Origin of the sequence: Janthinobacterium sp. 64 (genome assembly GCF_002813325.1) — a bacterium.
Lineage (GTDB): Bacteria > Pseudomonadota > Gammaproteobacteria > Burkholderiales > Burkholderiaceae_D > Janthinobacterium.
In genome coordinates, this window is record NZ_PHUG01000001.1 from 4,430,706 (window position 1) to 4,445,821 (window position 15,116).

General features: G+C 64.3%; 11 protein-coding genes and 1 tRNA gene. 9 read left to right on the top strand and 3 right to left on the bottom strand.

Annotated features, from left to right (window positions below; genetic code table 11):
* The first annotated feature begins 159 nt into the window (after window positions 1-159).
* Window positions 160-2,859 carry a protein kinase domain-containing protein gene (locus tag CLU91_RS19490; RefSeq protein ID WP_100875462.1) on the top strand — a complete coding sequence of 900 codons (2,700 nt, stop codon included), beginning with the start codon at window positions 160-162 and terminating at the stop codon, window positions 2,857-2,859.
* 90 nt (window positions 2,860-2,949) lie between these two features.
* On the opposite strand, the gene CLU91_RS19495 is transcribed toward CLU91_RS19490, so the two are convergent.
* Window positions 2,950-3,025: transfer RNA gene (locus CLU91_RS19495), tRNA-Phe, on the bottom strand.
* Between the two features lie 202 nt (window positions 3,026-3,227).
* Complete coding sequence (locus tag CLU91_RS28835) at window positions 3,228-3,407, bottom strand: hypothetical protein (protein ID WP_100875463.1); 180 nt, start codon at window positions 3,405-3,407, stop codon at window positions 3,228-3,230.
* 130 nt (window positions 3,408-3,537) lie between these two features.
* Between CLU91_RS28835 and CLU91_RS19505 the strand changes: the two genes are divergently transcribed.
* From CLU91_RS19505 to CLU91_RS19540, 8 genes are all read left to right on the top strand, one after another.
* Entirely contained in the window at window positions 3,538-5,718 is a 2,181-nt protein-coding gene (locus tag CLU91_RS19505; protein WP_157814740.1) for a S41 family peptidase, read from the top strand.
* A gap of 78 nt (window positions 5,719-5,796) precedes the next feature.
* Window positions 5,797-7,041: an FAD-dependent monooxygenase gene (locus CLU91_RS19510; RefSeq protein ID WP_198521366.1), complete on the top strand. Its 1,245-nt coding sequence runs from the start codon at window positions 5,797-5,799 to the stop codon at window positions 7,039-7,041.
* A gap of 159 nt (window positions 7,042-7,200) precedes the next feature.
* Window positions 7,201-7,917 (top strand): DsbC family protein, encoded by a 717-nt coding sequence (locus CLU91_RS19515; RefSeq protein ID WP_100875466.1) that lies wholly within the window; start codon window positions 7,201-7,203, stop codon window positions 7,915-7,917.
* Between the two features lie 131 nt (window positions 7,918-8,048).
* Window positions 8,049-8,507: a (2Fe-2S)-binding protein gene (locus tag CLU91_RS19520; RefSeq protein WP_034753534.1), complete on the top strand. Its 459-nt coding sequence runs from the start codon at window positions 8,049-8,051 to the stop codon at window positions 8,505-8,507.
* Window positions 8,508-8,517: 10 nt separating this feature from the next.
* Window positions 8,518-10,791 carry a xanthine dehydrogenase family protein molybdopterin-binding subunit gene (locus tag CLU91_RS19525; protein ID WP_100875467.1) on the top strand — a complete coding sequence of 758 codons (2,274 nt, stop codon included), beginning with the start codon at window positions 8,518-8,520 and terminating at the stop codon, window positions 10,789-10,791.
* 13 nt (window positions 10,792-10,804) lie between these two features.
* Window positions 10,805-11,413 (top strand): nucleotidyltransferase family protein, encoded by a 609-nt coding sequence (locus CLU91_RS19530; protein ID WP_100875468.1) that lies wholly within the window; start codon window positions 10,805-10,807, stop codon window positions 11,411-11,413.
* A 27-nt stretch (window positions 11,414-11,440) separates the two neighbouring features.
* A complete protein-coding gene (locus CLU91_RS19535) occupies window positions 11,441-13,270 on the top strand; it encodes a M61 family metallopeptidase (protein ID WP_100875469.1) in 1,830 nt (609 codons plus the stop codon).
* 220 nt (window positions 13,271-13,490) lie between these two features.
* A complete protein-coding gene (locus CLU91_RS19540) occupies window positions 13,491-14,666 on the top strand; it encodes a GGDEF domain-containing protein (protein ID WP_100875470.1) in 1,176 nt (391 codons plus the stop codon).
* Here the strand turns inward: CLU91_RS19540 and CLU91_RS19545 are convergent.
* A complete protein-coding gene (locus CLU91_RS19545; RefSeq protein ID WP_100875471.1) occupies window positions 14,617-15,096 on the bottom strand; it encodes a hypothetical protein in 480 nt (159 codons plus the stop codon). The genes CLU91_RS19540 and CLU91_RS19545 overlap by 50 nt on opposite strands.
* Between the last annotated feature and the right edge of the window lie 20 nt (window positions 15,097-15,116).

Genomic DNA, 15,116 nt, shown 5'->3' on the forward strand with positions numbered 1-15,116 from the left:
GAATCGGGTGTATCCGTGCGGCATGCCGGTGGCGGCGTCGGCTGGCATGCCATGAATATTTTCCAGTAGGAAACTTGTCGAGTTTGTTATCATTTCGTTTAACTTGTGGTGCGCCAGGGCGCCACGTTTGTTGGTGTACTGATAACAGCAAGGAAAGTCATGGGCAATGTGTATCGCTACCGTTTTGGGCCGGTCGAGTTTGACGAGGCCAGCGGCGAGCTGTCGGTGAATGGCTTGCGGGCGGAAATTCATCCCCAGGGCCGTGCCTTGTTGTCGGCCTTGTTGGCGCGCCGCCATGAAATTGTCTCGCGCAGCGAGCTCGAGGCCATCGTCTGGAAGGGCGGTTCGGCCAGCAAGGAAGCCCTGGCGACTGCCGTCAACCGCTTGCGCAATGCCCTCGGGGAGTCGCATGCCAGTCTCATCGAGACCGTGCCGCGCCAGGGTTACCGCATCACGGGGGACGGCGACCGGGTAGTGGTCGGCAAGACATTTGAAAGCCAGATCGCCCTGGCGCCCGGACAAGCCGTGCCGGGGCGGGATCATTTCCGCCTGGAACGCATCCTCGGCCAGTCCACTTCAGGCGAAGTCTGGCTGGCCTGCGATGCTGCCAGCGGCGAGCGCCGCGTGTTCAAGTTTGCCACCGATGCGCAGTATCTGGCCTCGCTGAAGCGGGAAACGACGATTTCGCGTTTCCTGCGCGATGAACTGGGGCCGCGCCCCGACATCGCCATGGTGCTGGACTGGAATTTCGAGCAGCCGCCGTTTTTCATGGAAAGTGAGTTTGGCGGCGACAATCTGCTGGAGTGGAGCCGCCAGGATGGACGCCTGGCCCAGCTCGATGGCGCAGCGCGTCTGTCGCTGTTCCTGCAAATTGCCGATGCCGTGGCCGCCGCGCATGGCGTGAGCGTGCTGCACAAGGACTTGAAGCCGCAAAATATCCTGATCGCGCCAGTGGCGGCAGGCTGGCAGGCGCGTCTGACCGACTTTGGCAGCGCGCGCCTGCTCGAACCGGGACGGCTGGAGCAGCTTGCCATTACACAATTGGGCATGACGGGCACGCACGGCGTCGGCAGCGACGTGTCGCAGGGCACGCCCATGTATATTGCGCCCGAATTGTTCGCCGGCGGCGCAACGACGCAGCGCAGCGATGTGTTTGCGCTGGGCGTCATGTTGTACCAGTTGCTGGTGGGCGACATGCAGCGGCCATTGATGCCGGGCTGGCAGCGCGACATTGCCGACAGCCTGCTGGCCGACGATATCGCCCAGGCCACCGATGGCGATCCCGTGCGCCGCCTGGCCAGCGTGGCCTTGCTGGCCGAGCGGCTGCGTAGCCTGGACGCGCGCCGGGCGCAGGCGCAGGCCGAGCACGCAGCGCAGGAGGCGGCGCAACTGGAGCGTGCGCGCGTGCGCCGCTTCCAGGCGCAGCGGCCATGGATGCTGGTATCGCTGGCCGTGCTCGCCGTCGGCCTGGCGGCCAGCCTGGTGTTTTATCAGCAGGCGCGGCGCGACCAGCAGGCCCTGCTGCGGCAAGTGGCCGTGGGGCAGGCGATGAACCGCTTCCTCGGCGAAGACTTGATCGCCCAGGCCAACCCGTCCATCAGCGGCCGTGCGGGCGTGACCATGCTGGAGGCCGCCAGGAAGGCGGCGCCGGCCATCGATGCTCGCTTCAAGGACAGCGCGCCGGAAGTGCAAGTGGCCCTGCACGAGGCGATGCAAAAGACATTTTCGGGTTTGACCGAGCATCAGGCCGCCATAGCCGAAGGCCGTTTGGCCCTGCGCGCAGGCCAGGCGATGCCTGCCGATAGCGAGCAGCTGGCGCAGATTCGCGTCAACCTGGCCAGCGACCTGATCGAAATGTCGCAGACCAGTGAGGCGCAGGCGGAGCTTGATATTGTCGAGCGCTGGCTGGCCAGCCGCCAGGGCCGGTATCCGGTCATCGAGGCCGGCTATTGGCTGGCCCGCGCCACCATCGCCACCACCGCATTTGATGAAAAGCTGGGCGTCGAGCAAACGCGCCGCGCCTTGCAGATACTGGGCGCCATGCCGCAACCCCCGCATGCCATCGAGGAATATGCGATGCTGATGTATGCCGATGCCAGTCGCATGGCGAAAGATTATGGGGAAGCGGAAAAGTATTTTCTCAAACTGATTGCCCTGCAAGAAACCCGCTATGGGGCGCAAGGGGCGCGCACCTGTTTTACGCGCCTGGGCCTGGCGTCGACGTACAGCTATCTGAATCGGGTGGAAGAAGCCATTGCCATGTTGCGTGACAGTGCACATTGCCTGAAAGCGGCGCTGGGCATGGAAAATACGCGCACGGCGATAGCGTACGACATTTTGGGCGCCGCATATTACAAGGCGCAGCGCTACCAGGAGTCAGTCGATGCCTATATGACGGCCAGCCCGGTGTATGGCCGGCTCAAGGGACAGCAGTCGTTCCACTCCGTCGGTGCGCGTTCTTCCGCCGCGCTCGCGTATGTCGGCATGGGCCGCTATGGAGAGGCGGAGCAGCTGTTCATCGATACCTTGCGCGACGTACGCGCTGGCAATGCGGAAGACAGCGCGGCGGTGCAATGGAATCGCTACCAGCTTGCCAATTGTCGCCTGCAGCAGCGCCGTACCGATGGTGTGGCGGCCTTGCTGCAAGGCTTGCAGGAAGACACGCTGGGGCACGCTCAGGTATTGCTGGACTGGGATGGCCGCCTGGCCTACCAGCGCGGCCGCCTGGCGCTCTACACGGGGCAGCGGGCGCAGGCACTGGCGCTGCTGGAAACGGCAGCCACCATCATTGCAGCCAAGAATCCCGAAGGCCCTATCTCGGAAGCGGCGATCCGCGCGCTGATGGCGAGCGCAAAATAGTAGCGCGAGCAGCGCGGCGGCAGGCCAAAGCTTGCCGCCAACGCAAAAACGCCACCCGAAGGTGGCGTTTTTGAACGTATTACGAATTCTTGGTGGCCCGGGGCGGAATCGAACCACCGACACAAGGATTTTCAATCCTCTGCTCTACCGACTGAGCTACCAGGCCAAGGTGGCGAATTATAGCAGACCAAAACAGGAATGCAAGAGCCGGCTGCGACTTTTCCCCGATTTCCTGCATGGCCATCACATTACTTGCCTACAGGTCAAATATGATTTGATATAAACGGTATTTTTTCAATAAAGGAAGGGCGGATAGTGCGGCTCTCGACATTCATTCGAGAGTACCGCCGCTTGCACGCCACCACCAATCACACAATCACCTGGGCCTGGATGAGGACCAGCCCACGCCGCTGCAGCGTTTCCGCTTTGGCGGGCGCACGCGACGCAATGGCCTGATCGCCGAACTGCACGCCATGCGCGAAGCAGGCGTTCGGCACATCGGCTTGCAGCTGCGGCAGAACCGCCGTCTGAGCGCTTGTCTCCCGCATGATGTTGCCGGATAATCAAGCACTCAACGCCGCTTGTGAACGGAGGTTCACAAGCGGCGCTTTTTCATGGCGGAACCGGCGGGAGCAGCGATTGAAAGCAGGTCAGAGGATGAAATGGCAACTGGGAGTCATGTCCATGCTCGTCCTGCACATGACTGCCGCGCAGGCGGGCGAGGGCGACGTGCTTGCGCTGGCGCGGCTGTGGAGCGAGGCGCGCGCCACGCATCCGGCCCTGGCCGATGGCGCCATCGACTGGGACCGCGCACTGGTCTCTGCGCTGCCGCAACTGCAGGGCAAGGATGACGAGGCCAGCTTGCGCGGCGCCGCCACCGCCATGATGGCGCCTTTGCATGACGGCGCGCTGCGCATTGGCGTGCCAAGCCAGGAGTTCGTGCGCTGGCCGGCCGATGGCCCCGTGCTGGAATGGCTGCCCGGCGATACGGCGCTGCTGCACCTGCACCCGGGCATGCGGATCGATGCGGCGCCGTTCGTGCTGCCGGCGCGCGCCAGGCGGGTGATCCTGGACCTGCGCCCGATCGCTGAAGTACCGTCCATGCCGCCGCCAGTCATGCTGCACGCCGTGCTGGCCCGGTTGATCGGCCATCCGCTGTTGCCGCCGGCGCGACGCTACCGCTTTTCAACGGGGCCACGGCCGCAAGATCCGCAGGATTGGGAAGGCATCACGCCCGGTTTCATGCAGATGGAAACGCAGCGCCTGCAGCCGTCGGCCGGTGCGCGCGCCCTGCCCATGGTGGCAATCGTGAACGATACGCAGCCTGTGCCAGGCGCCTTGCTGGCACTGCAGCGGGCGGGGCGCGCACGCATCGTGGCCGAGGAAGGGGCGTGGCGCAGCCGGACCGGCCCGCTGCAAACGCTATGGTTGGCCGAAGGCCTGCCGGTGGAGTTTTCTGCTGGCCAGCTGGTCTGGCCAGACGGCAGCGTGGCGCTCTGGCATGCCGACCGGACCTTGCCCGAGGATCGCGCCACGGGAGAGGGCAGTGCGCCTGTGACGGCGGCGCTGGCGCTGCTGGCGCACCAGGAACACCCCGCACGCAAGGTGGCGCCTGTGGTGCAAGCGGCCATCTATCCCGTGCGGCAGGACGATGCCGCGTATCGCGACATGCGTTTTCCACAGCGCGAGTGGCGCATGCTGGCGGCGATCAAGCTGTGGGCCACCATGGATCAATACTTCCCCGCCCGCCGTCTGATGGATACATCCTGGGAAGAGGCCTTGCGGGTCTGCCTGCGGCGCATGGAGGAGGTGCGCGACGCCCGAGAATATGGGCTGGCGCTGCAGGCGATGGCGGTGCATCTCGATGACAGCCATGTCGGTACGGCCAGCCGGGCACTGGGCTGGAACGAGCGCACGCACGGACTTGGCGTGCAGCTTGCGCGCATCGACGGGCAGATCGTGGTGGCCGGCGTGACCGACCCCGCGCTGGAACGCACTGGCCTGCTGCACGCGGGCGATGAGATCATCAGTATCGATGGCGAAGACGTGGCCGTGCGCCTCGCGCGCTTGCGCACCATGACGGCCGCCTCGTCAGATGCGGGCCACTGGCGCAAGGCCATGTACGAGATGTCGATCGTCCCGGCCGGAATCAAGGTGCAACTGCTGCTCGCCGGCGGCGATGGGGTGCGGCGCAGCGTGACGCTGGAGCCAACGCCGCTGGGCGATGCGCGGCCCTTGCGCCATGCCTGGCCAGCCGTGCGGGTGGAACAGGGCATCGCCTATGTCGACCTGGATCGATTGCCGCCCGAAGACGTCGACGCCATGTTCGATACCATCCGGGACAGCCGCGCGCTGATACTCGACATGCGCGGCTACCCGCGTGCGACGGGACGCGCCATCGCCAGGCGCCTGAACGTCAATCATGCCGCTTTCTTTTCCACATCGTACCAGCAGCTGGCAATGCCGCTGGAAGCGGGCCATGGCGCGCAACTGGCGTATGTGGACCGTCTTTTTCCCGCGCGAGGGCCGCTGTACCGCGGCAAGGTCGTCATGCTGATCAACGAGCAAACGCAAAGCGCGGCCGAACACCTGGCGTTGATGGTGGAGGCGGCCACGCCCGTCACTTTCATCGGTACGCCCAGCGCGGGGGCGAATGGCGACTTGCGGGACGTCGTGCTTCCTGGAAATGTCCATGTCTGGTATTCGGGCCTGGAGGTGCGCCATGCGGATGGGCGCCAGCTGCAAAGAGTGGGCGTGCAGCCGCATATCCTGGTCGCGCCCACGCTGGCCAGCTTGCGTGCCGGGCGCGATGAAGTGCTGGAACGGGCGCAGGCATTTCTGCGCCAGGATCAAGAATAGTCAAAATCTTTGGCTTCCCCCGTTTCCGCTGGCGCGCAAGCATGCTGAAACGGGGGCGGCAAACGCTATAATGACCGCATGAACAGTCCCACTTCCCCCACCATGCGGCGCTTCATGCACAGCCACAGCGACGTTTGCATCGTCGGCAATGGCGCCATCGCGAAAACCACGGCGCTGGCGTTTGCCCAGGCAGGACAAAGCGTCACCCTGTTATCTCCGGCGAGCCCGCCGGTGACCGCATCCCCTTCGGTCGCCAAGCCGGTCGAAGCCAGCTGGGACGTGCGCGTGTTTGCGCTCAATCACACGGCGCACGACTTGCTGTCGTCGCTGAAGGTGTGGGGCGCCCTGGAGGCTGACAGGGTGGCGCCCGTCGACGCCATGCTGGTCAACGGCGACGGCGCGCAGGCGGGCGGACTCGGTTTCGACGCCTACGGCGCCCATGTGGGTACCCTGGCGTGGATCATCGAAGACCGCAACCTGGGCCAGGCGCTGGACGCCGCCCTGAAATTCGCGCCGAACGTCAGCGTGCTGCAGGGCCGCGCCAGCCGTCTGGAATGGACGAATGACTCGGCCATCGTGCACCTCGATGGCGGCGACACCATCACCTGTGCGCTGGTGGTGGGCGCTGACGGCGCCCAGTCGTGGGTGCGGGGCCAGTGCGACATCGGCCTCGATTACCGCTCGTATGGCCAGCGCGGCGTGGTCAGCAACTTCGCCTGCGAAAAGCCGCACCATGGCGCGGCGCACCAGTGGTTTACGGGCAGCGAAGGCATCGTCGCGCTGCTGCCGCTGCCGGGCGAGCGCGTCTCTCTCGTCTGGTCGGCGCCCGATGCGCTGGCCGATACCTTGATGGCCGAATCGGCCGATGCCCTGGCCGCGCGCCTGGCCGCGTATTGCCACGACAAACTGGGCAAGCTCACGCCGCTGCAGCCGGAACTGGTGCGCGCGTTTCCGCTGACCCTGATGCGCCCGCACGCCATGGTGGCGCCGCGCGTGGCCCTGGTCGGCGACGCCGCCCACGTGGTCCATCCGATGGCCGGCCACGGCATGAACCTGGGCTTTGCCGACGTGGCGCAGCTGGTCAAGACGATCAGCGAACGCGAAGCGCACCGCGGCATCGGCGACGAGCGCGTGCTGGCCCGCTATGCGCGCGCGCGCAAGGAAGACGTGCTGCTGATGCAGCTGGCCACCGATGGCCTGGCGCGATTATTTGGCGCCGATCTGGAGCCGCTGCGCGTGGTTCGCAATTTGGGATTAAACTTGCTGGATAAATTACCGGCCCTGAAGCGAAAAATGATTGCGCACGCCTTGGGGCATCAGTGAAAATCAGGAAGTCTTAAGATATCGCTGGATAATGGCAGCAGTGAAAATTCAAGGTCGCCGCAGCAGGTCTGCGGCGATCGTTTTATCAAAGAGATAACGACGCCGGGCTCCCTGCCAGTTTCGCCGGGCGTTACAAGTGGAGAAGTGATAGTGATCAAAATGAGCAGAATCGCATTGGTACTGGCCTCGGGCCTGATGATGTCGTGCGCCGGCGCGGAAACGCCAACGGAAGCGAGCATCAAAAAGCTGATCGAGCCGCGCCTGGGCGAAGGCGCCAAGGTCGATTCGGTCAAGGAAACGCCATACGGCGGCCTGTACGAAGTGCGCACCGGTGGCGACATCCTGTACACGGACAAGGCCGCGCAATACCTGTTCGTCGGTCACGTCTTCGACGCCAAGACGTCGCAAGACCTGACCAAGGTGCGCCTGGACGAAGTCAACCGCATCAAGTTCTCGGACCTGCCGCTCGACTCGGCCATGAAGACCGTCAAGGGCAATGGCAAGCGCGTGATCGCCGTGTTCGAAGATCCGAACTGCGGCTATTGCAAGCGCTTCCGCCAGAACGCCCTGAAGGAAATCGACAACGTCACCGTCTACACCTTCATGTACAACATCCTGTCGCCCGATTCGATCGCCAAGTCGCGCAATATCTGGTGCGCGCCGGACCGCAACAAGGCCTGGGATGACTGGATGTTGAACGGCAAGGCGCCGGCCACGGTGGCCGCCACGTGCGCCAATCCGCATGAAAAAATCCTGGCCCTGGGCCAGCAGTTGCGCGTTTCGGGCACGCCGGCCATCTTCTTTGCCGACGGCAGCCGCATTCCGGGCGCAGTCGATGCGAAAACCTTGGAACAGAAATTCTCGACCATTAAGTAATCCGGGCTGTCGCCAGGAAGGCTGGACGGCGCGCCCTCGCAAGGCGCGCTTTTTTTTGCGTTTTTTTCCGCTGTCGTATCATCAAGTGTTGTTCGTAGACGCCATAACAATCCAAAGAGGGGAAGCAGCAGATGATTACCTTGAATATCAACGGACGCGACACGCAGGTCGACGCCGATCCTTCCACGCCCATCCTGTGGGCGCTGCGCGATAACCTGAACATGACGGGCACCAAATTCGGTTGCGGCGCGGCCCTGTGCGGCGCCTGCACGGTGCACCTCGACGGCCAGCCGATCCGCTCCTGCATCACGCCGATTTCCTCGGTGGGCGCGCAAAAGATCACCACCATCGAAGCGATGGAAAACGACCAGGTGGGCAAGGCCGTGCAGGCCGCATGGGTGCGCCACGACGTGCCGCAATGCGGCTACTGTCAAAGCGGCCAGGTGATGAGCGCGACGGCGCTGCTGCGCACCAACAAGGCGCCCAGCGATGCCGACATCGACGGCGCCATGAGCGGCAATATCTGCCGCTGCGGCACCTATCAACGGATCCGCGCAGCCATCAAGGACGCGGCCAAGACCCTGGCCTGAGGAGAGCGACATGCGTATCGAATGGTTGAATCAGGAAGCATTGCAGCATGGCGGCGTGACCCTGGGCGCGGCGCTGGCAGCGGTGCCGGTGGCTGTGGTTGGCGCGGCCGATGGCGTGTCGCGGCGCGGTTTCATGAAGGCCGGCGCGGTGGCCGGCGGCGGCTTGATGCTGGGCTTTTTCCTGCCCGGTGCCGGCAAGCTGGCGCAGGCGGCCGATGCCGCTCCCGCCAAGCCCGTGTATGCGCCGAACGCGTTTTTGCACATCGCTCCCGATAACACGGTGACGGTGCAGGTGAACCGGCTGGAATTTGGCCAGGGCGTGCAAACGAGCTTGCCCATGCTGATCGCCGAGGAACTCGACGCCGACTGGAGTCTGGTGCATGGCGCGCTGGCGCCCGCCGGCGAGCAGTACAAGGATGCCGCCTACGGCATGCAGATGACGGGCGGCTCGGGCAGCATCGCCCATTCGTTCACGCAGTACCGCGAAATCGGCGCCAAGGCGCGCGCCATGCTGGTGGGCGCCGCTGCCACACAGTGGAAGGTCAGCCCCGACCAGGTGCGCGCCGCCAAGGGCGTGCTGTATGGCCCCGGCGGGCAAAAGGCGACGTATGGCGAACTTGCCGACGCGGCCATGCGCCAGCCCGTACCTTCCAGCGTCAAGCTGAAGGACCCGCGCGACTTCGTCATCATCGGCCAGCCCGTGAAACGCCTGGACGCGGCCGCCAAATCGACGGGAAAACAGCAGTTCGGCATCGACTTCAAGCCGCCCGGCGCGAAAGTGGCCATGGTGGCGCGCCCGCCCGTGTTTGGCGCGAAGGTGGCGAAATTCGACGCCAGCAAGGCGAAAGCCATCAAGGGCGTGCTGGACGTGCTGGAAGTGAAGACCGACCGTGGCGGCAGCGGCGTGGCGGTGATTGCCGACGGCTACTGGCCCGCCAAGCAGGGACGCGACGCTTTGGTGATCGAATGGGATACGAACGCCGTGGAAAAGGTCAGCAGCGACCAGCAACTGGTGGCCTTCAAGGCGCTGGCGAAAACGCCGGGCACGGTGGCGCGCGCATTCGATGTCGCCGCATTATCCAAGGCGCCGAAAAAGATCGAAGCCGTGTACGAGTTCCCTTACCTGGCGCACGCGCCGATGGAGCCGCTCAATTGCGTCGTCGACCTGCAGGACGACAAATGCACGATGTGGGTCGGCTCGCAATTCCAGACGGGTGACCAGGCAGCGATTGCCGCCACCTCGGGCCTGAAACCCGAACAGGTGACCCTGCACACGATGATGGCCGGCGGCGGCTTCGGCCGGCGCGCCGTGCCCTCGTCCGACTACGTGGTCGAAGCCGTCAACGTCGCCAAGGCGTACCGCGCGGCGGGCAAGAGCGGTCCGTTAAAACTGATGTGGAGCCGCGAGGATGACATCAAGGGCGGCTACTACCGGCCGTCGCATGTACACCGCGCGCAGATCGGCCTCGACGGCAAAGGCAAGATCCTCGCCTGGGACCACACCATCGTCGGGCAGTCCATCATGGCCGGCACGCCGTTCGAAGCCTTCATGGTGAAAAATGGCGTCGACGGCACCATGGTCGAAGGCATGGGCGAGCCGTACACCCTGCCGATGAAGCTGTCCGTGCACACGGCCAAGGCGAACGTGCCCGTGCTGTGGTGGCGTTCCGTCGGCTCGACGCATACGGCCTTCGTGATGGAAACCCTGATCGACGAGGCGGCGCATGTGGCGAAGATGGACCCCGTCGCCTACCGCAAGCAGCTGATCGACGCGAAGCACACGCGCCACATCGCCGCGCTGGACCTGGCCGTGGCCAAGTCAGGCTATGGCAAGAAGAAGCTGCCGAAGGGGCAGGCCTGGGGCGTGGCCATGCATGAATCGTTCAATTCCGTGGTCGCCTACGTGGTGACGGCGTCGGTGGTCAAAGTTGCGCCCAGGCTGCACCAGGTATGGGCGGGCGTGCATTGCAACCTGGCCGTCAATCCCCTGACGATCGAGGCGCAAGTGCAGGGCGCCGCGCTGATGGCGCTGGGCATGACCATCCCCGGCGCGGCCATCACGCTCAAGGATGGCGTGGTGGAGCAGCAGAACTTTGGCGACTACCCGGTGCCGCGCATGCCCGACATGCCGGTGATCGAGGTACACCTGGTGCCGTCGGGCGACGCGCCGACGGGCATGGGCGAGCCGGGCGTGCCGCCATTGGCGCCTGCGTTTGCCAATGCGCTGTTTGCCCTGACGGGCAAGCGCCTGCGCAAGCTGCCGTTCGACCTGGCGGCCGCATGACGGCAGCAGTTTTTTGAGTACGGTCGGCATCTTGCTGGCAGCCGGAAGGGGACGCAGGTTCGACCCTTCCGGCGTACAGAACAAATTATTGCAGCCGTTGACGGAAGGCTCGCATGCGGGCTTGCCTGTCGTGGTGGCGGCAGCGATGAACATGCTGGCGGCCTTGCCGCGCGTGCTGGCCGTGGTGCGTGCCGACGACACGCAGGTGGCGCGCGCGCTCGGTGCGCTGGGCTGCGAGGTGCGCGTCTGCCATGACGCCGATACGGGCATGGCCGCCTCGCTGACCTGCGCCATCGACTATGTGCGCGGCGCGCCGGGCTGGCTGATCGCCCTGGGCGACATGCCTTTCGTGGAAGCGGCTACAATCGCCGCCTTGTCGCAAGCCATCGGCGCTGGCGCGCGCATCGCCGTGCCCGTGTTCCAGGGGCGGCGCGGCAATCCTGTCGCGTTCAGCGCTTTTTACTTGCCGCTGCTGCTGGCGCTCGATGGCGACCAGGGCGCGCGCAGCATCGTCAACAGCCATGCCGTATGCGACGTGACAGTGGACGACGGCGGCATCTTGCGCGATATTGATACACCTGACGATTTGTCGCCGGTGCATGGCACGCCCGGGCGACTTTAGAACACCCATGCCAGACACGAGAAAAACATGAAAAAAGCTCCAATTAAAAAAAGTATCGCCAAGGCGCCCGCCGCCGGCATCATCTACAGCATCGCCGCCCTTGATCTGGCTGGCCACATGTTCAAGGTCACCTTGACGGTCAAGTCGCCAGCCGCCATCGGCCAGGTCTTTTCCTTGCCGGCCTGGATCCCGGGCAGCTACATGATCCGCGAATTTTCGCGCAACATCGTCAGCATCCGCGCCGAGTCCGAGGGCAAGGCCGTGGCGCTGACCAAACTGGACAAGCATTCGTGGCAAGCCGCTCCGTGCAAGGGCGCCTTGACGCTCGAATACGACGTCTACGCCTGGGATTTGTCCGTGCGCGCCGCGCACCTGGACCAGAATCACGGCTTCTTCAACGGCACCAGCGTGTTCCTGCGCGTGCTGGGCCAGGAATCCGACGCACATGAAGTGCACATCGTGCAGCCGAAGGATGCGGCCTGCAAGACCTGGCGAGTCGCCACCACCCTGCCGGAACTCAAGGCCAAGCGCTATGGTTTCGGCAGCTACCAGGCGGCCAACTACGATGAGCTGATCGACCACCCGGTGGAGATGGGCGACTTCGCGCTGGCCACTTTCAAGGCGCATGGCGTGCCGCACGATATCGTCGTCACGGGCAAGGTGCCGAACCTGGACCTGGACCGTTTGTGCCGCGACCTGAAAGCGATCTGCGAAACGCAGATCGCCTTCTTCGAGCCGAAGACGAAAAAAGCGCCGATGGACCGCTATGTGTTCATGACCATGGCCGTCGGCGACGGTTACGGCGGCCTGGAACACCGTGCCTCGACGGCGCTGATCTGCGCCCGCGCCGACTTGCCGACGACGGCGTCGATCAGCACGGAGATCGGCGACGGCTACCTGAAATTCCTCGGCCTGTGCAGCCACGAGTACTTCCATACCTGGAACGTCAAGCGCATCAAGCCGGCCGCCTTTGCGCCGTACAACCTGCAGGCGGAAAGCTATTCGCCGCTGCTGTGGCTATTCGAAGGCTTCACCAGCTATTACGACGACCTGATGCTGGTGCGTGCTGGCCTGATCGACGAGGCAGCCTATTTCAAGCTGCTGGGGAAAACCGTCAACAGCGTCTTGCGTGGCAGCGGCCGCAGCAAGCAAAGCGTGGCCGATTCCAGCTTCGACGCCTGGGGCAAGTACTACCGCCAGGATGAAAACGCGCCGAACGCCATCGTCAGCTACTACACCAAGGGTTCGCTGATCGCGCTGGCCTTCGACCTGACGATCCGCAGCAAGACGAGTGGCGAGAAATCGCTGGACGACGTGATGCAGGCGCTGTGGCAGCGCTATGGCCGCGATTTCTACAAGGGTAAAGCGCGCGGCGTGACGCCGGCCGAGGTCGAAGCCCTGTTCGATGAAGTTTCCGGCACGCGCATGAAACCGTTCTTCGAGCGCTACATCCGCGGTACGGACGACGTGCCGCTGGCGCGCCTGCTGGCGCCGTTCGGCGTGAAATACAGCGACGCGCGCAAGGCGGAAAAGCCCAGCCTCGACGTCACTCTGGGCCGCGACGGCAACGACGCCAGACTGGCGCAGGTGCACCAGGGCGGCGCCGCCCACGCGGCCGGCCTGTCGGCAGGCGACGTGCTGGTGGCTGTCGATGGCTTGCGCGTGACGGGTTCCAACCTGGACACCTTGCTGGGTCGTTATGCCGTCGGCGCCAGGGTGGCCATCCACGCCTTCCGCCGCGACGAGCTGATGACGTTTGCCACCGTCTTGCAGGGCGACCGCGTCCCTAGCGTCAGCTTGACACTGCTGCCGGCGCCAAAGAAAGCCACGGGGCCAAAGCGTCCTAGCGCCGCATGACGCTCATGCTGATGAACATGCGTTAAGACAGAGAACCGGCCGTTATGGCCGGTTTTTCATTTCAGGATGCAACTTCTTAAATGCAAGTTATCCACCCGTATTGGCGCTGTGCCATCATATTTACCGCAAATGAACTAATTTTCCTTCAACTAAACTAAAATTGCCGAACTGTTTCTTTTAGATCGCGCCCAACGTGCAAACCCTCGATCCACGAACGATCATGCTGATGACGACCCTGATGTGCGGGGCCATGAGCATCGTCATGTTCTCGGTGTATCGCAGTTTCCGGCGCGAGGTGCATGGCCTGGGGCATTGGGCGGCCGGTTTGCTGTTGCTGGTATGCGCGTCGCTGCTGTTTGGCACCCGCGAGGTACTGCCGCCGGCATTGTCGATGATCGCGGCCAATGCGGCGCTGGTGGCCGGCATCGGCCTGTCGATGCTGGGCACGGAGAAATTCTTTGGCCTGGCGCCCAGCCGCCGTGCCTATTTGCTGATACTTGCCCTGGCCATCGCCGGCAATAGCTGGTGGCTACTGGCGCGCCCCGATTTCTCGGCGCGCGTGGCGGTTTTCTCCCTGCTGGTCTTCCTGTTGTATGCGCGCCAGGTGCAACTGGTGTGGCGCCATGGCGAGCGCCATTTCTCGAGTTTTTTCTTTGGCGTGCTGATGCTGATGCAAGCCCTGGTGGTGCTGGTGCGCGGCATGTCGGCCTTGCTGCATGGCGGCGCCAGCGTGAACCTGGCGGTGGCAGGCACGCCGGCCGGCATCTATCTGGCGGTCGCCAATTTCATGGCGCTGCTGCTGACCGTGGGCTTCATGACGGTGGCGACGCGCCGCCTGCAGCAGATACTGGAGCGCCGCTCGACCCACGATCCGCTGACGCAGGTGCTGAACCGGCGCGGCTTTGGCGACGCCTATGCACGCGAGATAGATAATCTGCGCCGCCGCCGTTTGCCGTTGACGCTGCTCAGCATCGACCTCGATTACTTCAAATCGATCAATGACCGCTACGGTCACGCGGTGGGAGACCAGGTGCTGGCGCATGTGGCCACCGTGATCAAAGGCGCCTTGCGCGAATCGGATTGCGTGGCGCGTTTCGGCGGCGAGGAGTTCGTCGTGCTGATGCCGGATATGCCCGTGCATAATGCCTTGGGCGTGGCCGAACGCATACGCGCCTTGCTGCGCGAGTCCAGCCATGCGGAACTGCCTTCGTGTACCGTCAGCATCGGCGTCGCTTGCCAGGCATCGCTGCTGGAGGGGCTGGAAGAATTACTGTCGCGCGCCGATGCGGCCCTGTACCTGGCCAAGGAGCGGGGGCGTGACCGCATCGAACTCGATGCCGCTGCGCTTACTGCGGACCGGACAATGTCCGCAGCTGGAATCGGTACTGTTCGTTGAACAGGAAGGTTTCGGAAAAATCGAAGGTTTTGGCGTGGCGGCGCATCAGATGTGCCGCTGGCGGAAAGAGGGTTGGCACGCGCCGTACGGCGGCCAGCGCCGCAGCCGATGCTTCGCCGTCGCGCGAACGGTGCACGTGCACGCTTTTCAGCTCGCCGTCGGGGCCAACGCTCAGGTCGAGCACGACGATGGCCGGCAACATGGGCGGCAGGCGCCCGCTGAACGTGTATGCACCGTTGGCCGCCATGATCTGCTGCGCCACCAGCGATTTGTAGGCGTCGATGCTGGCGGCCAGCTGTATCGCGGCCAGCTGTATCGCGGCCGGCGTGCGAGGGGGCGTACCTGCGGGCGTGCGCGTCGCCGGCGGGGCCGCAGTCTGGCAAGCCGACAGCAGGGCAGCAGTGGCAAGGACGATGATCGCGTGTCTCATGCCTGCCAGACTACCATGCT